This window comes from Bacillus sp. B2-WWTP-C-10-Post-4, assembly GCF_009183805.1.
Taxonomy (GTDB): Bacteria; Bacillota; Bacilli; order Bacillales; family Bacillaceae_G; genus Bacillus_A; species Bacillus_A cereus.
In genome coordinates this window covers 49,240-74,987 of the sequence record NZ_WEII01000005.1, presented here as the reverse complement: position 1 = coordinate 74,987, position 25,748 = coordinate 49,240, and the positions used below count along the sequence as shown (strand labels likewise).

The following is a 25,748-nucleotide window of genomic DNA, read 5'->3' as shown; positions in this document are numbered from 1 at the left end:
ATTTTTTTTCATAAAAAAAGATGCTCAAAGAGCATCCTTTTTTATTATGAAATGCGATAAACCCTTGTTTCATAAGGTTTTAAAGCAATTGTTGTTACTTCTTCATGTTCCGCAACTTCATAGTTATTTAAAAGCAAACGTTTGCGTTCTAGTGCAAATGAACCCTCATTATACACAGCTTCCTCTTTTGAGATATTACTAATTACAATGACTTTTTCATCCTGTAACGTACGTGTATATGCATAAATTTGTGGATCGTCTTCTAAAAGTAAATCGTACGTACCATAGTTCAGTACATCGTGCTCTTTTTTCAGGGCAATCATTTTCTTATAGAAATTGAAAATAGACTTTTCTTCATTTTTTTGCTTTTCAACATTAATTTCTTTGTAATTTGGATTCATGCTAAACCAAGGTGTACTTGTTGTGAAACCAGCATTCATCTCATCATTCCACTGCATAGGTGTACGTGAATTATCGCGGCAAGAAGCCCATATAATCTCCATCATATCTTGATGTGGTACGCCCTCTGCAATTTTCTCGCGATATAAATTTTTAATTGCTACATCATCGTAATCTTCAATATTTGGTAACTGAACATTTGTCATACCAATTTCTTGGCCTTGATAAATAAACGGTGTACCGTGCATAAAGAAATACATCGCCCCTAGAGCTGTTGCACTTTCACGCCAATATTGTTTATCATCTCCCCATGTTGAAACGATACGTGGTTTATCGTGATTCTCAATATATAAAGCGTTCCATCCTTTATTTTCTAATCCTTTTTGCCATTTCGTTAATACTTTTTTCAATCCTACAACATCAAGGTCTTTCTTCTTCTCTGCATCCCATAAACTTAAATGTTCAAATTGGAATACCATATTGAACTTACCTTGCTCTTCTCCAACCCATAGCTCAGCATCTTCAATCTTAACACCATTTGCTTCACCAACAGTCATAATATCGTACTTAGAGAATGTATTTTCTTTTAGCTCTTCTAATAAAGGTTGAATACCTTTCACATTCATATGTTTATCAAAAGATGGCACATATTTTAACTCTTTTGGATTTGGCATATCCTTGAGGCCTTCTTCTTTTTTAATATGACTGATCGCATCAACGCGGAAACCATCAATACCTTTATCAAGCCACCAATTAACCGTATCATATAGTACTTCGCGAACTTCTTTATTCTCCCAGTTCAAATCTGGTTGTTTACGTGAGAATAGATGTAAATAATATTGTTCTGTTTCTTCATCATATTCCCATGCCGAACCATTAAAAATACTTTCCCAGTTGTTTGGCTCCGCACCATCTTTACCATCATGCCAAATATACCAATCACGCTTCGGATTATCTTTAGATGAACGTGATTCAATAAACCATGGATGTTCATCACTCGTATGATTAATAACTAAATCAATAATTAGCTTCATATCACGCTTATGAACTTCATCTAGTAAAGCATCAAAGTCTGCCATTGTACCAAACTCATCCATAATATCTTGATAATCACTAATATCATAACCATTATCATCATTAGGCGATTTATACATTGGACAAATCCAAATTACATCTATACCTAAATCTTTTAAATAATCCAGTTTTGCAATAATACCTTGTAAATCTCCAATACCATCACCATTTGAATCCATAAAGCTTCGTGGATAAATTTGATAAGCAACCGCTTCTTTCCACCATGTCTTATTCATAGTCATTCTCTCCTTTTGCATCCCATCGGAATTTTATGCAAACGTTTTCGTAACACTATCATAACAAAATATGAACAGTTTGCAACTGTTTTCATTGAACTCTATGTAGATTCTTTATTCTTATGCTTTATTTATTTCTCACAAAGGTAAATCTCATTCTTCACCTCTTCTTGAAACTGGTAGCCCCTCTCTCTTTATAGAAGAAGTTCCTTATATAAAGGCTGTTGAATTTTTTAATGGCGGTAACATCCCTGAAAATTTCAAGCGCTCTGGTTCCTATGTCTATAAACCTATTCCCCTTAAAGGCATTCAAATCATGCAATACTTTCTTTCTCATGCACCGAATAAAGATGCTAGTATTTGGCATCAATCGCTCATAGGTGCTGTTGAAAATATTTCGCCGAATAAAACGGCTTATTTTCATCGTAAAGCAATTATTGCTCAAGAATACATTACCTCTTGGAAATGCGATGATGAAGAAAATCGAAATATACGCTGGGTTAAAGGTTTACGAGAAAGCTTAGATCCTTATACACTAGGTGACTATGTGAACTGGCCCGATATCGACATTAAAAATTGGCAAACTAGTTATTATGGCTCTAACTTTCACAGATTACGTAAAGTAAAAACCATGTATGATCCTTGTGATGTTTTTCATTTCCAACAAAGTATTCCTCCTTTTCATACGTGAAAAAAGGGGATAACATAAAAAAATCATCCAATATACCGTTACCTCGCAGTATGTTGGATGATTCAAGTTGATTTTCTATATCTTTTCAAATTCTTGCTCCTACTCATAAACTTTTACTTACAGATTAATTGTATTTCGTATCATTTTCATGCAATGAATGTAATTTAATATTTGGTACTTTATCTTTTTCAATACCTCTATTATAAGAAACAGGAACTTGAAATTCGAATTGCTTTGTCTCATGTTTTTGTAAATAGACTGGTTTCGGTACTGGATAGCTTTTTGAATTCTCGTTTGCATTATCGTATAAAACAACTTTTAATGCTTGTGAATGATTACGATAATTTTTTAAAGTAACAATGCACTTCGGTTGGATATTCTCTCCATTTTTCTCCATTCTACACTGGCTATCTTCTTTTTTATATTCTATTGCTTCTACCCCTGTTTTTCCTGCGTAGTACCATGTTTTATTCAATGTCTGGAGGATTGTATTTAAAATAAACGGCATCATTACAATCAAAATACTAATGCCTACTACTTTTATCTTATTCGTTTTTCTAAATGTACTAGACTCCTTTTTTCCTAGCCATTTTAAAAATAATATAAATGCAATTACATGTAGTATGAAAGAAACAATCAATATATTTGAGACTTTATAATCCATATAAACATACGTATGTATCGGAACCTTATAGACATTGAATAGTTTTTCCCCAATTAATTCATTATCATTTGGAATTTTTAATAATAACAAAACCCCTATACTGTAACAAATAGCTACTAATCGATCATACTCAATACGAATCATTCTTTCTCCCCTTCACTTTGTATTTTATTATCGATTTTAGCTATTATTACCATACTATACAATCTTTTTATAGAGGATAACGTAAAAAAGTTCCTTATAAATATATAAAGAATCTTATTAATATACACCATGAATTAAAAAATCAATATACAATTTTCACATTGAAATTTCTTCAAAATATGTTGGATCATGTATTGTAATTTTTTTATCTAAAATTGTAACAATGCTATCATTTTTTAATTGTTTTAATACGCTGCTAACTGTCTCTCGAGATGTTCCAGATATTTTGGATATTTCAATTGTTGTAAGTGGACATGAAATTACAATCTTTTCCCCACTCTGTTCTCCTAAATCCTGCATTAAATAATTTAACGTTTGGATAACACGATCTTGTGCATTAGGAATTGTAATATTTTGCACTCGATTTTCGTTCAATTTTAATATAGATGATAATTGCTGAACAACGTACATCAATTGCGTTCTGCTGGATTTTACCATATCTTCAAAGATTACCGTTGGAATATAATATACCTCCACATCCGTCATTGCTTCTGCTGTATAGTTATATCCTCTGTCTGTAAACATGCCACCATAAGGAAAAATAGAATATCGCTTTACATAGTCATCGTATAATAAGTTCCCATTTTGATTAACCCGCTCTAACTTTACAAAACCATCTAACATGAAGTAGATTCTTTCCCTTGAATCTCCTTCTAAAAATAAAAATTGACCTTTTTTATAAGTTCGCCAATAAACAAACTCTGTTAAGCCTTTCAATTTTTTTTCTGTTAAATGAGCAAATAATTCGAACTGCTTTAAGTCCTTAACTACGTTCCGTCTATTCATAAAATTCCCTCTCTCTTGCTGTATGTTGGAGCGAAAAATCAAGAAAGCGTATTCAATTTGAATTTTATCATAATTAACTTACATATTCAGATTTCATCATGAAAACTTTATGAACAATGAGTACAAAAAATATTAATAAATAAAAAGAATGAAGTTACTAACTCCATTCTTTTTTACTACTAAGTAGCGTACATAAGAATTTAAACATATATGCATACATTCTGTTTTGAAATAATAGTACCAGCTTTTTCTTCTAGTGCTTCATATACTTTTTCTAAAGACGTAATAATTGTTTTTCTTTTTGGATTTGTATTAACAAAATTAATAGCAGCTTCAATTTTTGGAAGCATGCTTCCCGCAGCGAATTGTTGTTCTTCAATATATTCTTCTAATTGATTCACTGTGACATGCTCTAATTTTTTTTGATTCGGTTGATTATAATTTACATACACATGATCAACTGCAGTTAAAATAACGAGCGTATCGGCATCTACTAATTCTGCTAATTTCTGCGCAGCGAAATCTTTATCGATAACTGCTTCAGTTCCTTTTAGCCCTTCTTCGGAATCAATTACTGGAATTCCACCTCCGCCAACAGCTATCACTATATTTCCATCTTCGACCAAAGAATTAATCACTTTATGTTCATGAATACTTACAGGCTTCGGTGATGGAACAACGCGTCTCCACCCTCTACCAGCATCTTCTTTAAACACTGCTTTTGTTTCATCCATTAATCTTCTGGCCTCTTCTTCTGTATAAAAAGGACCAATTGGTTTAGTTGGATTTTTAAATGCCTCATCTTTTTTATCCACAACAACACGTGTTATAACCGTTGCTACGTCTTTTTTTATATTCCGTTTTTTCAATGCCTTTTCAATCGCATTTTCCATCCAATATCCAATCATCCCTTGACTCATTGCCCCACAAGTATCTAATGGCATTGCAGGTGTCTTTTCCGTTTCTGCAGCTTTTTGCTGTAATAAAATATTCCCCACTTGTGGGCCATTTCCATGCGCAATTACTATATCTACATCATTTTCCATTATTTTCACAAGTTGTTCTGCCGTTTTTTCCAACGCTTCTTGCTGCGCTCCCGCAGTAGCTTCTCCAGACTGTATCGCATTTCCCCCTAGTGCAACTACAATTTTTCTTCGTGCCATATTCCAGCCCTCCAGTTGATTTCGCTTTCACAGCGCTTTATAAAGTAATACTGCCTGTAATTAATCCATAAATCGCAAAGAATGCTAAAGCACCAATTGCTACGGATGATGCTAATTCCACTCGAGTAAATATTTGCTTCGAACTCTTTTGCTTTTGAACATTGTAAAAAATAAAAATACCTGGCGCATATAAAGTCATTGTTAATAATAAATACTCTAAACCAGCTGCATAAACTAGCCACACGCCATAAATACTGGCTATCAAGCCAATTATTATATTTTTATTTCGATCTGCTTCTTCAGACTTTAAGCTATGCTTCAGTTGATAAAACGCTGAAAAAGCATATGGGATTAAAATAGCTGAAGATGCTAAAGAGAATGCAAAGTTATACGCCTGATCAGAAACGACGAATGTTAACAAGAACATTTGTATTAAACCATTTGTTATCCATAATGAATTTACTGGAGCCTTATTTTTATTTTCTTTTGCAAACCATTTTGGAAATACTCCATCTTTAGCCGCTAAATATGGAATTTCAGAAGCGAGCAAAGTCCAACCTAACCAAGCACCTAATACAGAGATGACCAAACCTAAATTAATAAAGATAGCACCCCATTTTCCAACAACACTTTCAAATAAATAAGCCATAGCCGGATTTTTCAAACCTGCAATATCTGCTTGCTGCATAAGTCCAAGAGACAATAATGTGATTAAAATGTAAATGATGAGTGTACCAATTAAGCCAATAACGGTTGCTTTCCCTACATCACTTCTATTTTTTGCTCGACTGGATAAAACAACAGCCCCTTCTACCCCAATAAATACCCATAAAGTTACAAGCATTGTACTTTTAACTTGGCTGCCAACTGCTCCCCATGAAAAAGAACCAGCTTGCCCCCAAAATCCATCTAAGAACGTATCAATATGAAACGCGAAGATTCCTATGACAATAAATACAAATACAGGTACTAATTTTGCGATTGTAGTTACTAAATTCACAAGGGCTGCTGATTGAACTCCACGTAAAATTAACATGTGAACACACCATAATAATACGCTTGCACCAATAATGGATTCTACATTTTGACCGCCTTCAAAGATCGGGAAGAAATATCCTAATGAAGAAAACAATAATGTACCGTAAGCTACATTTCCAAGCCAAGCAGATAGCCAGTATCCCCACGCACTATTAAACCCCATAAAATTACCAAACCCTGCTTTTGCATAGCTAAAAATACCACCATCTAAATCTGGCCGTTTTACAGTTAGATTTTGAAAAGATAATCCAAGTGCAATCATCCCAATTCCTGTTATAACCCAGCCAATAATAATGGCTCCAGCACCAGCACCTTTTGCCATATCACTCGCTAAATTAAAGGCTCCACCGCCAATCATAGACCCAACTACAAGAGCCGTTAGTGTAAACAACCCTAATTTCTTATCTTCACCCATTCCACTCACCTCTCTTAAATTGCAATAACAATACAAAAGCAATAGTGAATGATCGTGTCTAAAGGAGGAGAAAGAAGAAAGGAAGACTCCCTTTCTTCTTTACTCCATATTTCCTAAAGTAGCTGCCATAACCGCTTTAATTGTATGCATTCTATTTTCAGCTTGATCAAATACTTTTGAATGTTTACTGCGGAATACTTCGTCAGTTACCTCCATTTCTTTCAACCCATATTTCTCATAAACTTCTTCGCCATACATCGTTTCAACATCATGAAATGCAGGTAAACAATGTAAGAAAATCACGTTTTCATTCCCTGTTGCTTTAATCATTTTCATATTTACTTGATAAGGTTTCAATAACTCGACACGTTCAGCAAATTTTTCTTCTTCCCCCATAGACACCCATACATCTGTATAAATTACATCTGCATTCGCAACAGCTTCTTCCACATTACTTGTTATCATTACCTGTTCATTATATTTTTTTGCTAAATCAATTACTTCTTGTGCAGGCCATAAAGATTCCGGTGTACAAATACGTACATCCATTCCAACGATTGCTCCACCAACTAGTAAGCTATTAGCAACATTATTTCGTCCATCGCCAACGTAAACGAGCTTCACATTTTTCAATTTCCCTATATGTTCTCTAATTGTTAATAAATCTGCTAGTGTTTGTGTTGGATGCCACATATCTGTTAATCCATTCCAAACTGGCACACCAGAATTTTGTGCTAAAGATTCTACGGTTTCATGATTAAATCCACGAAACTCAATTCCGTCAAACATACGCCCTAACACTTTTGCTGTATCCTCTACAGATTCTTTTTTCCCAAGTTGAATATCACCTTTCCCTAAATATTCAGGATTTGCTCCTAAATCTGTACATGCTACTGTAAATGCACAACGTGTACGAGTAGAAGTTTTTTCAAATAAGAGCGCTACATTTTTACCTTCTAAATAATGATGCGGAATACCATTTTTCTTTTTCTCTTTTAATTCTGCTGCCAAATCTAGAAAATATAATAATTCTTCTTGTGTAAAATCTTTTTCTGCTAGAAAGCTTCTTCCTTTTAAATTTGGTCTAGTCATTAACATAATTCATCCCTACTTTCTCCGTTATTTATACTAAATATCTTTACGAACAATTGGCATACTCATGCAACGTGGACCCCCACGACCACGAGATAATTCCGAACTTAGAACCTCAATCACTTCTATACCGTGTTCCCGTAATAACGTATTAGATACATAGTTGCGATCATATGTAACAACTACACCTGGCGCGATTGCTAATGTGTTCGAGCCATCATTCCATTGTTCACGAGCAGAAGCAATTACATCTCCTCCTCCACATGGAATAAGAACTAATTCACTTAAGCCTAATACCTCTTTTAATGCTTCCATTAAAGAAGTACGATGTGTAATTTTAAGAGTTTCCTCATCTGATCCTTTTTCTAAAATATAAATATTCATATTCCCTTTTGGCCCTTGAATGGCTGGATGAATTGTAAACTTGTCATAATCAACCATTGTAAATACTGTATCTAAATGCATAAATGCTCGACATTTTGGAATTTCTATTGCTAACACTTTCTTAATTTTATTTTGTCGGCTAAAGAGATTTTTAGCTAAACGTTCAATTGCTTTAGCTGAAGTACGAGCAGATACTCCAATCGCAATTGTTTCTTCATTTAAAATTAGCTCGTCGCCACCTTCAATTGGAAATTTATAATCACGATCTAACCAGATTGGTACATTATGTTTTGCAAATCTTGGATGATATTTAATGATGTACTCCATGAATAATGATTCACGTCTACGCGCTGGTTCTCTCATCTTATTTATCGTTAAGCCATCGCCCACGCTAGCTGCTGGATCACGAGTAAAATATAAATTAGGCATTGGATCTAAGTAAAACGGATAGTGATCTTCCATTAATTCATATAAATGTGTCTTCTTACTTGTTTCAATTTCGTTTTTCCGTACACCGCCCATAATTTTTTGAATTAATTCTTCATTTGAAAAGGAAAGTAAATATTCTTTTAAAGTTTGATGTGCAACATTTACGTCGGCCTGTCCTTCTTTTAAAATACGATCAACAAATTCTTCTCGAAGTTTTTTATCTACTAACGCCTCAGCGGCTAGTTTTTCTAAATAAAGAACTTCAACACCCCGATTGCGTAACGTTTGTGCAAAATAATCATGCTCTTTTTGAATAATTGGTAAGTATGGAATATCGTCAAATAATAATTGCTGCAAATAATCTGGCGTCAAGTTTTCCACTTCTTTACCCGGTCGTTTTAATAAAACCGTTTGTAATTCCCCAATTTCTGAAGTAACATGTATCGGATGTTTCATTTGTTGTACCTCCTTTTAAATATGTTTGATGTCTTACAAGTACATAATAAATGCTCTGCACTTTCATCTTTGTGAAAGTATCCACATTATCATTGTGAAATATTAAACAAGTTATTTTTTTAAAATCATACGAATATGTATTTTTATAACAAACTATCTCGCTTTCTCAATAAAAAATACATATATTACGCATATATGTTGAATATTTAACTTCCGTATTTAAACAAAAATCCTGTTTTTAATTTTATTAAAAACAGGATTTTTGCATCTAAATAATTAAATTTAATCTTTCTTCTATAATCTCCCTATCTGATTTCGACTGTGAAATTATAAGGCATGTATCATTTCCGCATATACATCCTATTTTTTCTTTCCAATCTAACTCATCAAATAAAACACCAATAACATGTGCATTACCAGGTAATGTTTTAATAACCATTAATTGATCTACACAATCAATTTTTACAACAACTTCTCGTAATTTTTTCTTTAACTTTATATCAGTTTGTAAATGCTCTTCTGAGAAAACTTTATATATCATTAATCCTTCTTGAGAAGGTACCTTCGTTAAGTTTAACTCACGAATATCGCGAGAAATCGTAGCTTGTGTTACTAATACATCTTTTTTTGCTAACAATTCTACTAATCTTTCTTGCTTATCTATTTCATACTCGTTTACAAATTGTTTAATTAACCGTTGTCTTTTTTCTTTTTTCATAAAAGACACCCCTTTTAATATTATAGCTCGCTATAATTTTCATCCGAAAGGGGCAGAAAAGAATGTTGCGGAAACGTTCATAGTTTAACTGTAAATATTAAATCAAGCTAAATAAAAAAGAGAAGAACAGCATTCTGTTCTTCCTTTTACATTGAAAATCGTTCAATTGTTTGTTTCAAATCAGTTGCTTGCTTCTCTAAATCCTTTAATAATTGATCGATTACTATCATATTTTTAGACTGTTGTAGCGTCACACGCGCCACTTCTTGCGAACCAGCTGATGTTTCTTCAGCAATTGCTGCTACAGCTTTTGTTTGTGCTCCTGTTTGATGAATGTGGCTTACTTGTTCATTCATATAACTACTAATTTGCTGAGTTGCATCGGCTACTTCCATAACACTTGATGACATTTCTTTTAAAATTAATTCCGTAGCTTCCCCACGTTTCGCCTCTTCTTTAGCTATTTTCACTTGTTCTGTCATTTTCATTGCAACTTGTTGTACTTCATCTTGCATATTCCGTAATAACTGCGATATGTTTCTTGCAGAATGATCACTTTCATCAGCAAGTTTACGTACTTCTTCCGCAACAACCGCAAAGCCTCTTCCATGCTCTCCTGCGCGAGCTGCCTCAATAGAAGCATTTAGTGCTAATAAATTCGTTTGGCTAGCAATCGCACTCACAACAGACACAATATGTTCTACTTGTTTCATTCGTTCTTCTAACTTCTGTACATTTTGCATTGAATCTTCATTTTCTTTTGCCAATGTTTGAATACCTTGAATTAAAGACGTAAAGACACGAGTACTATGCCCTAAAGCTTCAACCATTTCTGAAGACAATGTATCAGACTGCTTCGCTTTTTCTTCTACTTCACTTGCAATAGAAGTCGTTGTATCAACAGCAGAAACAATTGCTTGAATTGATGCCGCTGATTGCTCAGCGCCTGAAGAAATTTCTGCAAGTGTCTCTGATACACCTTGCGCTTGTCTCGTTGCTTCGCCTGTTTGTTTTCTAATCTGCTGTACTTGATTATTTGTATACGAAAATGTTGTATCAATATTTTTTACCATGCCCCTTAAGTTTCCTAACATCATATTAAATGCAACACTTAAAGATTTAATTTCATCATCTGTCTTCGGTAATGGAACATCTTCACGAATATCACCCTCAGCTGCTTTTCTTGCCGCTTCCTCTAACTTGCGAAGCGGTTTAATTAAAAATACGGCTGCTCCATATGCTAAAATTCCAGACCATACTACCCCTAATAACATAACGATAATATTATATACAGTTTGACTTATATAACTTTGAAAATAATCGTATATCACGTAAATAAAAAAGATACTTGTTGAATATGTAATGAAAGCTAAAACTGTAGTGAATAGCATAAGTTGTGTACGTAATCCAAAAGAAAATGTTTTCCTTTCTTTTTCCATCTTCCCTTTCCCCCTTTTTATAAGCAATATAAATACTACCTATATATTATTATCCATATTTTCATTATAGAAGGATATAGAGATTTTAAAAAAATTATTTCTTTGAATATCAAATTGCACGAAAAAAATAAAGGATTCTGACAATTTGTGACTAATAACAGAAATAAGGGGCAACATTTGTAAAATATATTTTTAACTGGGGGTTTTGTATGATTCAAGTTCGAAATCTAGTAAAATCATTCGGTTCACTTGATGTGTTAAAAGGAATTGATTTAGAAGTAAAAGAAAAAGAAGTTGTTGTTTTAATTGGTGCCAGTGGTTCTGGTAAAAGTACATTACTTCGCTGTCTTAACTTTTTAGAAATGTACGATGAAGGCGAAATTCACTTACAAGGTGAGCGAATTGATCCAAAGCATTCAAATTTAAATAAAGTCCGTGAAAATGTCGGTATGGTTTTTCAGCACTTTAACCTCTTTCCTCATATGACCTCACTAGAAAACATCATAGAAGCACCTATTCACGTAAAAAAATTAGAGAAAGCAAATGCAAAGGATATTGGAACTCAACTTCTCCAAAAAGTCGGCCTTCAAGATAAAGCAGATGTAACTCCTCATCTTCTTTCAGGTGGTCAAAAACAGCGCATTGCCATTGCACGAGCTCTTGCAATGAGCCCTAAGATTATGCTATTTGATGAGCCTACCTCAGCTTTAGACCCTGAACTTGTTGGAGAAGTATTGCAAGTTATGAAAGAACTTGCTGAAGAAGGGATGACAATGGTTATTGTTACTCATGAAATGAATTTCGCAAGAGATGTAGCTGATCGCGTCATCTTTATGGATGATGGAAAGATTGTAGAAGATGCTCCGCCAGCACAATTCTTTTCAGCTCCATCACATGAACGGGCAAAACAATTTTTACGCAACGTTTTATAATGTAACTTTTGTTTCGAACGAAAAAGAATACATTCATACGGTGCACAACTAATCATCCAAATAAAATATTTCAATAACATACTAAAAAACCATCCGTATGATCAATATATAGGAGGGGTTTTATGAAAAGAAAACTATTAACCATTGTTGCTAGCATTACACTATGTACATCTTTCATACTAGGAGCTTGTAGCAAAGAAAGCTCTACTACTTCAACAAATGGTGAAAAAGAATTTCGCTATGCGATGAGTGGATTATACAAACCTTTTAACTATAAAGAAAATGACGGCAAACTTGTCGGTTTTGATGTAGAAATCGGTGAAGCTCTTGCTAAAAAGATGAACATGAAGGCTACGCCAGTTACAAACCCATGGGAAACGCTGATTCAAGGTCTTCAAGCGAAGAAATATGATGTAATACTGGGTAGTATGGCAATTACAGAGGAGCGCTTAAAAGCTGTTAGTTTCTCAAATCCGTACTATCGCTCTGGCGCCCAAATTTTTGTAGCTAAAAAGAATAACGCTATCTCTTCTCCAGAAGATTTAAAAGGTAAGAAAATTGGTGTTGTAAAAGCTAGTACCTTTAAAAATCTTGTTGCAAAATATACAGATCAAATCACTGAATATGACAGCGATATTACTGCTCTTATGGATTTAGAGCCTGGGCGTGTTGACGCAGTAATTACGGATCAAATGGTTGGTCTACGTATGATAAAAGAAGGAAAATCAAATATAAAAGAAGCCGGAAAACCATTAAATCTTGATGAAATGGGAATTGCTATTCGCAAAGATGATAAAGAAATGGTTGAGAAAGTAAATAAAGCGTTAGATGAAATCATTAAAGATGGTACGTATGAAAAGATCAGTAAAAAATGGTTCGGGCGTAATATTCTCGGTGAAGAGGAAAAAACGAAGTAAGTTAGCCATTCAAAAGATTCATAAACAGTGCCCCACTGATTAAATGTTCATTTTATGTGGGGCATTTCATTCTCTACTAAAATCTATACAATATGAGGTGAAACGCATGTTTGAAATTTTTATCTCTACCTATCCCACACTCTTAAAAGCTACTATTGTCACATTACAATTAACATTAACCTCCCTAGTACTCGGTTCATTAATTGGATTATTATTTGCTTTCTTTCGGATCTCGAATAACAAAGTTTTAAATAGCATTGCTCATATCTATATTGCTATTATTCGTGGTACACCTTTAATCGTTCAAATCGCAATTCTCTATTTTGGCATTACATCTGTCATTGTTTTCTCCCCTTTTTGGGCAGGAGCAATCGCTTTAGCAATTCATAACGGTGCATATATTACGGAAATTTTCCGAGGATCCATTCAATCCGTCGACCGGGGACAATTGGAAGCCGCTCGCTCCTTAGGTATGCCTTACCCTTTAGCTATGCGCCGGATTATATTACCACAAGCATTTCGTCTGTCTCTTCCTCCTCTAGGAAACCAATTTATTATCGGATTAAAAGACTCTTCACTTGTCGCTTACGTAGGACTGTCCGAGTTATGGGGATCAGGTTTATCAATTGCAGCAGGTAACTTCCAACAATTAGATACTTACATAATCGTTGGTGTATACTATCTCGTACTTGTTCTTCTATTTACTTATTTTGTTAATCTCTTAGAAAAACGACTACAACGAAAAGAAACTAACTCCGTCCAATTCCATAAAAAGAACAAAAAGGAAGTTTCTTTATAAGAAAAAGCAAGCCTGAGATGGCTTGCTTTTTCATTGCAAAAATATATTAATTTTTACTGATTTACTTTTTTAATACTCTTTTCTTCCTCTATATGTTCCTCACGATATGAAATATTATGAGGATCTAGTCCATTTCCTAAAGAACCATAGAAATGCTCTCTATGCGGATCCACTAATTCACTTCCTTGATAATACACACGTGGTGTATTCCATAGCGCTGCCAAAGCTTTTGTCATCGGCATCTCATGATAGCGTTCCGGCCACATTTCTTTAATCTTCTCTTTTACTAACGGATAGTATTTAGAACTCATAGCAGGAAACAGATGATGTTCTGTATGATATGAGAAATTGAAATGTAAAACGTCTACCCAGCGCGGCACTGTTACTGACAAACAGTTTGCTAACGGATCATTTACTGGAACAATTGGATTTAAGCGGTGATTTGTTGCGATATATGCCATTACAATAAAGTTAGCAATTAACAACGGAATGACATATGCAAATAACCATTTTCCAGGTCCCATAATAAACAATAAACTAATCCAAACTGTCCAAGGCAAAAGAAGTTGAAGCCATACAGATTTTTGATTGGATGACTTGAACTCTTTTATAAAATGAAAGAACATTCGAGTCGAATGCAATGTAAATTGAATTGTTAGTGACAGAAAACTAAAGAATGAACGTACATGTAAAGGCATACGATATACCCAACTCAAAAACTTACTCTTCTTAAGTTTCTCAAGTGTCGGCCATGCATCCGGATCATTCTCTTCATGCTGTGTATGAACATGATGCGTTGCATTATGCCACTTTCTCCAAAGCTTTGGCCCTGTTGATAATGGCATAAATGCAATCGCGCCTAAGAAGTCACGAAGCCATGCCTTTCTTACAACAGTTCCATGTAAAATTTCATGCCCTAAAAATCCAAGTGAAGCAAAACATAATCCAAGAACAATCGCAATTCCTAGATTCGCCCACACATTCAATTCAAATACACCAATCGATATTAACCCCGCCAATGCCACAAGCAAATAAGCCAGTCCACCAAATAAACGAGTAGGCACTGGTTTAAATGCTTTTTTCGGCAAATGTGGTGATACACGTGCTGCATACCACCCAAACGTATGAAGCTCCTTCATCCTTTTGCTCCTTTCTTATGCCGCGCCTTGCGCAACTTACATATATCAATTCTTGCTTCCAGATTGATTTTACTAGATGATCCAAAAAGCATCTATTATAAGGAAAATATACTCACTCTATCGTCACTTATTTTTCGCTTTTATTATCAATGAAAAACATTTCTCTTTTTACTCTCTATCAACCTTTCCACATGATGAATCATAACAATAGAATTTCTATATTGTCAACACCTTTTATGACCTAGTAATAAAAGGTGGTTATATTTTTATAATCATACTTTATTTCACTAAAGAAAATGTATAGATTCCATAAGGATTTACCCACTATATATAGACATTTTCTTAAAAGCCATAGACTCTATCTCATTCAATAACTCCCTATGTAATCAACAAACAGAATCACTTGAATTTAGTTTTATATAAATCCCACTACTTCATAATGCCCCACCTAATTAATTATATTAAAATAATTTATAACCTCTTTTAATAAAAATAGACTACTTCTAAAACAACACACATAAATTTCATATAATATGGAAATATTAAAAGGAAAATTGTTCTAAAATCAGGAGGTTTCCGCAATGACAAGTGATACATTTCCACAACTGCCGCTATCTTATTGGATTGAATCTACTCAGCTTCCTACTTTCCCTCGTTTATCCGAAAATATAAAGACAAAAGTTGCTATTATCGGTGCTGGTATTACAGGTATTACTACTGCCTATTTACTTGCAAAAGAAGGCATCGATGTTGTTTTAATTGATTCTGGTCGTATTTTAAACGGAACGACTGGGCATACAACAGCGAAAGTAACAGCACAACATGATCTTATTTATGATGAATTAATAAACCATTTCGGTGTAGAAAAGGCCGGGCTTTACTATGAATCAAATAATCAGGCTCTACAATTCATAAATGAAACTGTTCAAACATATAAAATCGACTGTAATTTCTCAAATGAAGATTCATATTTATATACAACTACCGATAACGGATTAAGAAATTTATCGAAAGAATATGAAGCTTATCAAAAATTAAATATACCTTGTGACTATGTTCAATCTCTATCGATTCCTATTCCAGTACAATCTGCGCTTATAATGAAAAATCAAGCACAATTCCATCCCCTTCTTTATTTAAAAACACTTTTAGAAAAGTTTGTGGAGATGGGCGGAAAGCTCTACGAACAAACAACAGCTATGGATGTGGAAAAGGGAGATCATCCACAAATAATTACAAAAGAGGGCCATCATATCACTTGTGAATATGTCGTCTCTTGTTCACATTTTCCTTTTTATGATGCAAATAGCTTTTTCTTTACGCGAATGTACGCAGAACGCTCCTACGCTCTTGCAATAAAAGCAAAAACGGATTATCCAGGTGGCATGTATTTAAGTATTGATGATCCAAAGCGCTCCTTACGCTATATAACAAACAATGGAGAAAAATTAATTTTGATTGGCGGAGAGAGTCATAAAACAGGACAAGGAATAAATACGATGCTTCATTACGAAGCACTTTATTCTTTTGCTGAAGCAACTTTTGGAATAGACGAAGTTCCTTATAGATGGTCAGCACAAGATTTAATCACTCTAGATAAGCTTCCTTATATCGGACATATTAACGAAAGAAATCCAAATATCTTTGTTGCAACTGGATATCGCAAATGGGGCATGACAACTGGAACTGCTGCCGCTCACCTACTGAAGGACTCCATCCTAAAAGTCCACAGTCCCTATAAAGAACTGTATGCACCATCACGCTTCCATGCAAATCCAGATATAAAAACGTTCCTCTCCCAAAACATTGATGTTGCGAAACATTTAATTGAAGGTAAGATTGAAACCGCATTACGTAAGCCAGAAGATCTCGAAGTTGGTGAAGGATCTGTCGTACATGTTAACGGTAAACGAGCAGGTGCTTATAAGGACAAAGAAGGAAAATTACATATCGTCGATACAACTTGTACACATCTCGGCTGTGAAGTTGAATGGAATAATGGTGATTGTACTTGGGATTGCCCTTGCCATGGTTCTCGTTTTTCAATTGAGGGAGACGTTCTTGAAGGCCCAGCAGATCAACCGTTAAAACGAGTTGATAATGAGTAAACAAATAAAGAAGTTCAACAGAATTACGGTTGAACTTCTTTATTTGTTATAAAATCTTTTCAGATAAATTTCGACACAGGGAGGGAAATATTAACATTAAATAAAATAATATATTCATCTACAAATTAAAAGGGGTGAATATTATGCAACCTTCAGCTCCACCTCATCTAGAATCTACAGAAACTATCTTTTCAAGCTCTATTACAAAACTTGTTGTTTTTATTTGTTGGCTAGCCATTTTAGCTGATGGATATGATTTAGGTATTTACGGTGCCGTTCTACCAAAGCTCCTAGAAGACAAAAGCTGGGCGCTATCACCAGCGCACGCTGGTACAATTGCAAGCTATGCTTTATTTGGGATGTTTATTGGGGCTATTCTAGTTGGAACGATTACAGATCTAATTGGGCGTAAATGGACGCTTATATGCTGTTTAGCACTTTTTTCTATCACAATGGGTTTAGCGGCTATCGCTTCTTCTCCTGAGTTATTTGGATTATCTCGATTTATAGGAGGAATCGGATTAGGCGGTGTTATCCCAACGGCTTCAGCACTTACTGTTGAATATTCACCAAAAAAAAGGCAATCTTTTATTTATGCTCTTATGTTTACTGGCTATCCTTTAGGTATCGTATTAGGTGCTATTTTGTCTATGTTTATGTTAGAAGATTTCGGATGGAGAATTATGTTTGGTATCGGAATGATTCCACTACTCCTCATTCCTTTCATTATTCGCTATTTACCTGAGTCCATTCAATTTTTATTATCACGTAATCGCCAAGAAGAAGTGAACCAAATTCTTAATCGTTTTCAAATTGAATTTCATGTAAAAAATAAAACTCATCAAGCTCCATCTACTATACGAAAGAAAAATGGATTTTTTACTTTATTCTCAAAAGAATACATAAAAGCAACACTACTTTTTTGGATCACTTATATAATGGGAATGTTTTTAATATACGGTTTAAATACTTGGTTACCACAGATGATGCGCCAGGCGGGATATCCTCTTGGATCTAGTCTGTCTTTTCTACTTATGCTAAATATTACCGCAGCTGTTGGTGCGTTATTCGCTGGAGCAATTGCTGATCGTATAGGCGCAAAAATTGTTATTAGCATCTCTTATCTTATGGCAGCCATATGTATCGGACTATTAACAATTAAGCCATCTGTTACAATCATTTATCTTTTAATTGGCCTTGCTGGTATTGGATCGGTCGGTATTACTCAAATATTAAATGCATATGTAACACAATACTTCCCATCACATATCCGAGCTACCTCCTTAGGCTGGGGACTGGGACTTGGCCGAGTTGGTGCAATTGCTGGCCCTATTCTCATCGGTATTATTATGACAATGCAATATGACTTAGCATGGAATTTTTACTTATTCTCCTTTGCAGGTCTTATCGCAGCTATATCTGTTTTCTTCATTCCTACAAAATAAAAAGAGCACAAACTTACTTGTGCTCTTTTTCATATGCTCCAAACAGCATGTCTCGAAATAGTGTATTTAAAATTTCAATATCGATCCCTGATCCCTTTTCAATTCCTTTTACATATTGCCCATAGTAATGAATTTGTTCTTCTAAAAATTGATTTAGCACCTTAATTTTCAATCCAACATCTAATTCAGTACCTGCTTTTTTCTTTATTAACAACTTTTCAATCTCATCTAACACACTACGTTCTAATGGTAATTCTGTAATCAATCGATCAAATTCTACAGGTGGTAAAGTTGCTTTCTCTTCTAGCCACTTACAAGCTAAAATAGGACGTAATACATAAAAGTACTTTTTCAGCTTTACATTCTCACCTTGCAAAAATTCACGATAATTTTTCGACGCCATATGTAAATAATGATATATCGTTGCTTTTGGATCAAAATTCTTCTCACTCATCTGTTGAAGTAGTTCTGGAAAATTAGAGTTTTTCGAATAAAAAATTGGTGATCGAATCCACTCAAGTAAAGCTGGGTTCGACTTCGCGAATAGTTGCAACGCCTTTTTAATATCCCAACCACTTATATCTAAATCATCACTAATTGGATATTCAATTACATCACGTTTGTCATGAATTGATAAATACCATTCTACCGGATGTATATAAACAAACCTAACATCATAATCGCTATCTTTCGATGGAAATCCCCAAGCACGACTCCCTGATTCCACCGCAAATAAAATTTTTACATCATTCTCTTTTTCAATTCTTTCTAACTCCAACTCGATTTTCTCTCTCATTTCATAACATCTCCATTTTTTGATTATTTCCTTGGAAATTCGACAATACACTATTAATTTTACTACATACTAAAAAAACTGTCAGAAATTACTGACAGCCTAATAAAACTTCTATTGTTGCTTTTCGATTACAGTAGCAGCAATTCGTTCAAACTCTTTTTGAATCTCCTCTTTATATGCATCTACTATTGAAAAATCCATAGCAGCAATATAAATTCGTTCTAATTTATCACGAACCGATTTTGCTTTCGCTAAGAAAGACATTGCCTCATTCATTTTTGCTTTATACTGAATGGAAACATCACGAATTTCCTTCGCATATTTCTCATCAGTCCCTGGCGTAACAATAAGGGCATACATATCAATAATTTCATCACCCTCACGACTTGGAAAATATTCATGCGGTGCGGTGCTATCAAAAATTGCAAAGCCTAATTCTCTTACGATAACCATATCAAGACTATGCGGGTCAAATCCGCAATGATATACTTCAACTTCAAATCCTTTTTCTTCAGCTGCCTTAGCTAACTTTTTGAGCATCGTTGATTTTCCAGAGCCTGGGCGGCCTTTTATAAAATAACGATGTGGTAACCCTTCTGTTAAATTAGGAACAAAGTCAACTGCTCCTTTCGGTGTTGCAGCTCCTAAAAAACGATGTTTGACAAGCGATTGTCTCCCGCTTTTATCTGCAAATAATTTCTGGATTAGCTGATCGGTTAGTTCATTTGCTTTATTAAAATTTATATTATCAATATATATCTTCTCCCACTCATCATGTATAACCAATGCCTCTTTAAAACGTGCGTAAGCAGACTGAAAAGCTTTGCTTGCTTCTGAAACAAATCTTTCAATTTCTAACTTCTGCTTTCTTAGTTTATCTGAGTCCCAAGCAATTCCTAAATTTATATACTCTTCAACAACTCCTGGCATTTTTGGCTCAATAACATGCGGTGATGTCCCATCAACAATTCCTACTTTTAATTGTGGGATAATTACACCATCAACCGATTTATTGTCAGAAGAACAATGTAAAAATTCAATATCATATCCTTTTCCAACCCATTCACGACCTATTGCCTTTATTAAAGAAGATTTTCCCGTTCCTGGACCACCCTTTAAGATAAATAATCTGTCTAATCCTTTTAAATTCTCTTCGTATAAATTGTGAAATCCCCTAGCTGTATTACCACCAGCATAATAATTTAATACATTTCCTGTCACTGCACTCACTCCTTCGCAGCATTCTATTTACATAAGCTACAATATGCGAGCGGCTTTATTTGGGTGAATACCTATTTTGTATTGCACATAAAAAGGAAATGAATTACAATTTAACTATCAGAAAATTAAGATTCCGAAACTGAATACTTCTTTATCAAGAGAGGCAGAGGGACTGGCCCTTTGAAGCCCAGCAACCTCAGTTTATACGAACTGAATAGGTGCTAATTCCTGCAAAATGCATTGCATTTTGGAAGATAAAACTCAATTAGCATGTAAAGCTCATCTTTCTTGATACTGAAGGATGAGCTTTTTATTATTTGAAAAACATATATTGGAGGTATGTAAAATGAAAGTAATTGATTTATCGCAAACATTTGAAAATAATATGTCTCAATTTCCTGGAACACCTAAAATACAACTAGAAGCTGTTACAAGTGTTGAAGAATCAGGCTATCAAGTTACAGATTTTCATTCTGTCGTTCATGTTGGCACGCATTGTGATGCTCCTGCGCATTTTATTTCAGGCGCAACGACCATCGATCAATTACCGCTGGATCAATTTGTAGGTGAAGCTGTTCTTATTGATGTAACTCATGTACAAGAACGAAAACTACCTAAAGAAGTACTGCACGATGCTGATATAAAAGAAGGAGATATTGTTATTTTCCATTCCAATCTATCTACTAAATGGAACACGGAGGCGTATGAGAAAGAAGCTTTTTATCTTTCTGAAGAATTAGCCGAGGAACTAGTACAATTAAAAGTAAAATCTGTCGGTTTAGATTTTATTTCTCCTGATGAGGTAACGACAGCAACATCACCAATTCATCACATACTACTTGGGAATAATATTTATTTAATCGAAAACTTAACAAACTTAGATGCCATTCACACGAAACGTTTCTTCTTCTCAGCAGCACCTTTAAAAATTAAAGATAGCGACGGTGCTTTTGCAAGAGCATTTGCTGTAATTTTTTAAACAAACTATACAAAAAAGCAAAGATCATCATTGACCTTTGCTTCTATTTTTTTTATTTAAATTAAGAAAGAATTGCTCAACATGAGGACGTAACCAAGCTAAATAATCCTTCTCTTTCTTCTTTGTACAAGCTATTTCTTCCCCATCTACCATTTCAACAAGTTCTAGTTCTAACAGTTGCTTCGTGAATGCTAACATATTCACTTCTTCGGATGGATACTCTTCTTTTAATTTCTCCTCAATTTCCCCCAATAAAAAACCGTCACGCATCATTGCCAATGCATCAATCCAAAGTGGCGGCATTTCATACTTTTCTCCTGTAATTGTGTCTTTTACAGTATAATTCTTTTGCTCTTTTCGAAATTGAATCGTGTGTAAACATACAGTCGAATTTAATGTTAATTCCATCATACCACCTCTTTCATAATATCTGCATAGAAAAAAGGATGCGCGTGCACCCCTTCTTATCTTTTCATAACACTACTGAACCGTTACATGAGCAATCAATCTCATGTCGATATTTTCCTCCATTATAAACGAAGTATTTTATAAAAAAAACCCTTCTTGAAACATTTTATAAAATGTTTATATTTACACAACAAGAACACTTTTCTGAAAAATCTTTTCTCAAATACATTAAACGGTCGGCAGAAAAATTTCTACTTTCGTTCCTACTCCTAGACTACTTTGGATCGTGATACTCCCTTGATGTTCCTTAATAATTTTATATGTAATCATTAATCCAAGTCCTGTACCATTCTCCTTTGTTGTGTAAAACGCCTTGCCGATTTTTTCTAACTTCTCATTCTCTATACCACATCCTTGGTCTTCAACAGAAATACACAAATGTCCTTGCGTTTTTTGATATGCACGGATATGAATTTCTCCACCCTCTGGCATTGATTCTATTCCATTTTTAATGATATTTAATAACACTTGTTTTAATTGCTTATCATCACCGTTTATAGCCGGTAGATTTCCATCTACTTGTAAATTACATTTAACTCTATATTGCGTTGCATAACTTTCCATTAGATGCACAACATATAGAAGGGTGTCTCGTATATTACACCTTTCATAATTTGTTGGCTTTGGTTTCCCTAACAACATCAATTCACTAACAAATCCATTAACCCTTTCAATTTCTTGTAGCATAATGTCGTAGCTCATCGTATCAGTTGGATTTCTTTCTTTTTGCATTTGCGTAAACCCTTTTAACGCTGTTAGTGGATTTCGAATTTCATGGGCAATTGTTGTAGACATAGTCCCAATCACAGCTAAATTTTCCGTCTCTTTCATATTGTTCATCATTTCAACCACTGTTCTTACATAAGATTGAAATCGTTTTAATAAAGAATGTGAAATAATGAAATAAAATACACATAAAACAAGTGGAATTATCACTTTTAAATCTTGTAATAGCAATGTGAAAAATACGTACTTTCCAATTACACTAAAGGAAACTAAATAAAAGTATTTTCTATTCACGAAAACTGGGGCAAATAAAATTAACAGCATTTCTACCATACTACCATGTTCAAAAGGTCTATCCGTTCGCAAATAAATCATTAAATTATTAACAAGATTGATAAACATGTATCCAAATAAAAATAAATATTTTACAGAATATACATACCCTCTTTTTTGAAGATATATAGAAATAGGAAATAATGCTATTACAAATATAGGCACACCTATCCCAAGACCACCTTCTGGCCACCCTACCGCTGTTCCACTAATATTCATAGCAGGATATACAAAATAATATATAGCGTCATATAAAAAGAATATAATATAAAATAATAATATAAATACCTTTAAGGCTCTTCTTTCTTCATAAATCAAGCTCTTGTATTTGTTCATATAAAAACTCCCCTTGATCGATACAAAAAACTTTCATTTTTATCTCCTTAAAGTATAAGTATGAAATTGCTTTCAGGGCAATATTTAACCTTATAATACTAAAAGGAAGGAGATCTCTCCTTCCTTTTAGTAACAACTTACATCCACCTTACCCTATCATGTAACAATCCATCAGTAAAATTATTATGCCCTATTACAAAATCCTTCATATATAAATTTAAATACTCACCGTACTTACTTTCTGTATTTAATAACAACTCCTCGACGTAATAAGCACCTTGTTCAAATTGATCTAAAAGTAAACTAGACAAGCCCGCATAAATTCCGCACCCTACCTGAAAATACGTTGCATTCGTTTTATATTTACGAAAAACTTGGCTACTATTCATCACATTATACATATATGTCTCACTATTTTCATAAACGAGTAACACACCAACCAAGTCCTCTCCAGCAACCTCTTCTTCCGCTGGATTAAACACTTTACGATTCCAGTTCCATAAATCTTCTACTTGATCTAAGTTCTGTCTAATTATATTTGTTGTATACTCATTAATTCGGTAAAGAAAACCAACTTCCATATTGAAGTTTTTCCCTAAAATTAATACTTCCTCATGTGGCATTAAACAACCATAGAATTCTTTTTCTCCTAACTTCACTTTATACTCTGAAGCATATACATCTTCATAAAAGTAAAGAGGACGATGATGACTCATATACATCGGATAACTCCAGATTGCTTCATCTAAAAATCGCTCTACTGCCCATGAAGCATAAAGTGTATGTGGCTTTATAAGTGCTGTATCATGCAAAAACGACGTGTCATGTTCTACAATATAACATGCTCTTGGCCTTTCATTTGGTCGTTCCTTCATAAGCTCAACAACCATCCATTGAACAACACCTGGATTCATACCTGAACCTATAATCGCTTTTGTATTTGTAAATTTCTCTTTCTCCTTCTCAAACCTTGTATATCTTTCCGTAAGCTGAAAGCCGATTAAGCTGTCGTCCTGATCTACTGCTTCATTTTCCAAGGCTGAATTAATATAACAAATTCCTAATTCATTACAGCAGCTTAATACTCTAATTGTATCTGCCCCTGAAACATCAATCACAACACTCGTACTTTTTTCTTTTAAATGTTGTTTAAATTCCACTACATTTTGAAGGTTTATCTCATATAAATATAATTGACCTTTCAAATTCGAAAACAACTCATCATAATAAGTCCTATCTTTTTGTTTTATATCCACTAAATGAAATTTGGCATTCTTTAATACTTCATAAATTGGATCTTTTTCATTTGCTATCGCTTGATTTAAAATTGCTAAAACTGCTTTTGCTGCTCCACCAGCACTACCAAGCAATGTAATTGATACCGAATTCGGAAACTGCTCCACGAACAAAACCCCTTTAATAAATTAGTTGAGCAACTCCTCCTCAAAAAATAAATTGAATACATAAAAAGATAGCTCGTACACAATTTTTATAAGTTAGTGCAAAGTTACCTTTTAAAAAATCACACTATACTATGTTTATATTCAATTCATTTTTCCCCTCATCTTCAAATTAAACTAAAACAAATAGGCTCGACCTTTTCTTCTGCATATAAAAGAAAAAGTCAGCCCTTCCAACTAATCTACGGACAATGGACGGATTTTACATGTTGAATATTCACATACATTTTTGCATCACGTGCTTTTGATATTTCAATATGACCTTCATCAATTTTCGCCATTTTTCCAATTTTATTGGACTCCTCACCTAAATCAAACACCATAATTTTCCCAGTCATTTTAATAAGCTGTTCTTCAAATGTTCTAGCTAATGTAATATTTAACGGATTTACGGGGAGTTCATTTTTATTGAGGGCATACGGTACTTGGTTTTCTTTATACGGAATTAACCATTTTAAATGCTTTAAAGATATATATACCGTTTTATAAACCGGACTATAAAAAACAATATAGTCGTTCATCACACTTGTAACATAACCATGTATTGGAGCATTTCCTGCTACATAAACTTCTGTAAAAATCCCTTTAGAAGTACTTAATACTTTTCTCAAAGAAATTGAAGGGGATTCCCTCTTAATTACAGAATCAACATCTGGTTTTAGTATGTCTTCGTCGTGTGGTCTTAAAAATTTATAGTATTGTACATGATATAAAGATATATATACATAGTCTTGTCCATTGTAAAGAACAATAATGTCATTTCCTACGTCTATTAATATACCTTTAAACCTTTTTTCACCGATTAATTTAACATATATATTTTCCCCAATACTTTTGTTTAACTCATTCATCTATATCCTCCTTCCTATGAATTTCAGCTTTCCTATCTTCCGTTTCAAAA

At 34.0% G+C, this 25,748-nt stretch carries 21 protein-coding genes, 3 pseudogenes and 1 riboswitch; of the genes and pseudogenes, 7 read left to right on the top strand and 17 right to left on the bottom strand.

Features of this window, described 5'->3' with window-relative positions:
* Window positions 1-44: 44 nt before the first annotated feature.
* On the bottom strand, window positions 45-1,709 hold the full coding sequence (locus tag GBN78_RS04805) for a glycoside hydrolase family 13 protein (RefSeq protein WP_001044703.1): 1,665 nt from the start codon (window positions 1,707-1,709) through the stop codon (window positions 45-47).
* 154 nt (window positions 1,710-1,863) lie between these two features.
* On the opposite strand from GBN78_RS04805, the pseudogene GBN78_RS04800 reads away from it, so the two are divergent.
* Window positions 1,864-2,400 (top strand): annotated as a pseudogene (locus tag GBN78_RS04800) (BBE domain-containing protein); the annotation flags it as partial.
* Between the two features lie 124 nt (window positions 2,401-2,524).
* On the opposite strand, the gene GBN78_RS04795 reads toward GBN78_RS04800, so the two are convergent.
* From GBN78_RS04795 to GBN78_RS31110, 9 genes and pseudogenes are all read right to left on the bottom strand, one after another.
* Window positions 2,525-3,208 carry a hypothetical protein gene (locus tag GBN78_RS04795; RefSeq protein ID WP_000619194.1) on the bottom strand — a complete coding sequence of 228 codons (684 nt, stop codon included), beginning with the start codon at window positions 3,206-3,208 and terminating at the stop codon, window positions 2,525-2,527.
* A gap of 156 nt (window positions 3,209-3,364) precedes the next feature.
* The gene (locus GBN78_RS04790; RefSeq protein WP_001081905.1) at window positions 3,365-4,054 is read right to left on the bottom strand and encodes a Crp/Fnr family transcriptional regulator; all 690 of its coding nucleotides are present in this window, start codon (window positions 4,052-4,054) and stop codon (window positions 3,365-3,367) included.
* 200 nt (window positions 4,055-4,254) lie between these two features.
* Window positions 4,255-5,217: a carbamate kinase gene (arcC, locus tag GBN78_RS04785; protein ID WP_000113947.1), complete on the bottom strand. Its 963-nt coding sequence runs from the start codon at window positions 5,215-5,217 to the stop codon at window positions 4,255-4,257.
* Window positions 5,218-5,254: 37 nt separating this feature from the next.
* Window positions 5,255-6,670 (bottom strand): arginine-ornithine antiporter, encoded by a 1,416-nt coding sequence (gene arcD / locus GBN78_RS04780; protein ID WP_000503410.1) that lies wholly within the window; start codon window positions 6,668-6,670, stop codon window positions 5,255-5,257.
* Window positions 6,671-6,769: 99 nt separating this feature from the next.
* Entirely contained in the window at window positions 6,770-7,768 is a 999-nt protein-coding gene (gene argF / locus GBN78_RS04775; RefSeq protein ID WP_000930289.1) for an ornithine carbamoyltransferase, read from the bottom strand.
* Window positions 7,769-7,798: 30 nt separating this feature from the next.
* Entirely contained in the window at window positions 7,799-9,031 is a 1,233-nt protein-coding gene (gene arcA, locus GBN78_RS04770) for an arginine deiminase (protein WP_000682331.1), read from the bottom strand.
* A gap of 268 nt (window positions 9,032-9,299) precedes the next feature.
* The gene (gene argR, locus GBN78_RS04765; RefSeq protein WP_152127006.1) at window positions 9,300-9,749 is read right to left on the bottom strand and encodes an arginine repressor; all 450 of its coding nucleotides are present in this window, start codon (window positions 9,747-9,749) and stop codon (window positions 9,300-9,302) included.
* A gap of 146 nt (window positions 9,750-9,895) precedes the next feature.
* Window positions 9,896-10,468 (bottom strand): annotated as a pseudogene (locus GBN78_RS31115) (methyl-accepting chemotaxis protein); the annotation flags it as partial.
* A gap of 369 nt (window positions 10,469-10,837) precedes the next feature.
* A pseudogene (locus tag GBN78_RS31110) lies at window positions 10,838-11,023 on the bottom strand (HAMP domain-containing protein); the annotation flags it as partial.
* A 374-nt stretch (window positions 11,024-11,397) separates the two neighbouring features.
* On the opposite strand from GBN78_RS31110, the gene GBN78_RS04755 reads away from it, so the two are divergent.
* The 3 genes from GBN78_RS04755 to GBN78_RS04745 all read left to right on the top strand — a co-directional run bounded on the left by GBN78_RS04755 (window position 11,398) and on the right by GBN78_RS04745 (window position 13,836).
* The gene (locus GBN78_RS04755) at window positions 11,398-12,120 is read left to right on the top strand and encodes an amino acid ABC transporter ATP-binding protein (RefSeq protein WP_000616925.1); all 723 of its coding nucleotides are present in this window, start codon (window positions 11,398-11,400) and stop codon (window positions 12,118-12,120) included.
* A 122-nt stretch (window positions 12,121-12,242) separates the two neighbouring features.
* The gene (locus GBN78_RS04750; RefSeq protein WP_000823768.1) at window positions 12,243-13,037 is read left to right on the top strand and encodes an ABC transporter substrate-binding protein; all 795 of its coding nucleotides are present in this window, start codon (window positions 12,243-12,245) and stop codon (window positions 13,035-13,037) included.
* A gap of 43 nt (window positions 13,038-13,080) precedes the next feature.
* Window positions 13,081-13,836: an amino acid ABC transporter permease gene (locus GBN78_RS04745; protein ID WP_002004337.1), complete on the top strand. Its 756-nt coding sequence runs from the start codon at window positions 13,081-13,083 to the stop codon at window positions 13,834-13,836.
* A 53-nt stretch (window positions 13,837-13,889) separates the two neighbouring features.
* Here the strand turns inward: GBN78_RS04745 and desB are convergent, their stop codons facing one another.
* Window positions 13,890-14,975 (bottom strand): Delta(10) desaturase DesB, encoded by a 1,086-nt coding sequence (gene desB, locus GBN78_RS04740; protein WP_000661226.1) that lies wholly within the window; start codon window positions 14,973-14,975, stop codon window positions 13,890-13,892.
* 581 nt (window positions 14,976-15,556) lie between these two features.
* On the opposite strand from desB, the gene GBN78_RS04735 reads away from it, so the two are divergent.
* Both GBN78_RS04735 and GBN78_RS04730 read left to right on the top strand, forming a co-directional pair.
* Window positions 15,557-17,083 (top strand): FAD-dependent oxidoreductase, encoded by a 1,527-nt coding sequence (locus tag GBN78_RS04735; RefSeq protein ID WP_000199992.1) that lies wholly within the window; start codon window positions 15,557-15,559, stop codon window positions 17,081-17,083.
* A 143-nt stretch (window positions 17,084-17,226) separates the two neighbouring features.
* A complete protein-coding gene (locus GBN78_RS04730; RefSeq protein WP_001183092.1) occupies window positions 17,227-18,528 on the top strand; it encodes an MFS transporter in 1,302 nt (433 codons plus the stop codon).
* Window positions 18,529-18,541: 13 nt separating this feature from the next.
* Here GBN78_RS04730 and GBN78_RS04725 read toward each other — a convergent pair whose 3' ends face one another.
* Together GBN78_RS04725 and GBN78_RS04720 are read right to left on the bottom strand one after the other, a co-directional pair.
* A complete protein-coding gene (locus GBN78_RS04725; RefSeq protein ID WP_001208233.1) occupies window positions 18,542-19,324 on the bottom strand; it encodes a nucleotidyltransferase domain-containing protein in 783 nt (260 codons plus the stop codon).
* A 111-nt stretch (window positions 19,325-19,435) separates the two neighbouring features.
* Complete coding sequence (locus GBN78_RS04720) at window positions 19,436-20,545, bottom strand: PRK06851 family protein (RefSeq protein WP_000147488.1); 1,110 nt, start codon at window positions 20,543-20,545, stop codon at window positions 19,436-19,438.
* Window positions 20,546-20,693: 148 nt separating this feature from the next.
* Window positions 20,694-20,806, top strand: a riboswitch (SAM riboswitch).
* Window positions 20,807-20,891: 85 nt separating this feature from the next.
* Here GBN78_RS04720 and GBN78_RS04715 point away from each other — a divergent pair.
* Complete coding sequence (locus GBN78_RS04715) at window positions 20,892-21,524, top strand: cyclase family protein (protein ID WP_000862982.1); 633 nt, start codon at window positions 20,892-20,894, stop codon at window positions 21,522-21,524.
* A 27-nt stretch (window positions 21,525-21,551) separates the two neighbouring features.
* Here GBN78_RS04715 and GBN78_RS04710 read toward each other — a convergent pair whose 3' ends face one another.
* The 4 genes from GBN78_RS04710 to GBN78_RS04695 all read right to left on the bottom strand — a co-directional run bounded on the left by GBN78_RS04710 (window position 21,552) and on the right by GBN78_RS04695 (window position 25,698).
* Window positions 21,552-21,932 (bottom strand): hypothetical protein, encoded by a 381-nt coding sequence (locus tag GBN78_RS04710; protein ID WP_000424119.1) that lies wholly within the window; start codon window positions 21,930-21,932, stop codon window positions 21,552-21,554.
* Window positions 21,933-22,160: 228 nt separating this feature from the next.
* A complete protein-coding gene (locus tag GBN78_RS04705; protein WP_001046094.1) occupies window positions 22,161-23,387 on the bottom strand; it encodes an ATP-binding protein in 1,227 nt (408 codons plus the stop codon).
* A gap of 137 nt (window positions 23,388-23,524) precedes the next feature.
* Entirely contained in the window at window positions 23,525-24,790 is a 1,266-nt protein-coding gene (locus GBN78_RS04700) for a hypothetical protein (protein ID WP_000434756.1), read from the bottom strand.
* A 239-nt stretch (window positions 24,791-25,029) separates the two neighbouring features.
* Entirely contained in the window at window positions 25,030-25,698 is a 669-nt protein-coding gene (locus GBN78_RS04695; protein ID WP_001004268.1) for an LSm family protein, read from the bottom strand.
* Window positions 25,699-25,748: the final 50 nt, after the last annotated feature.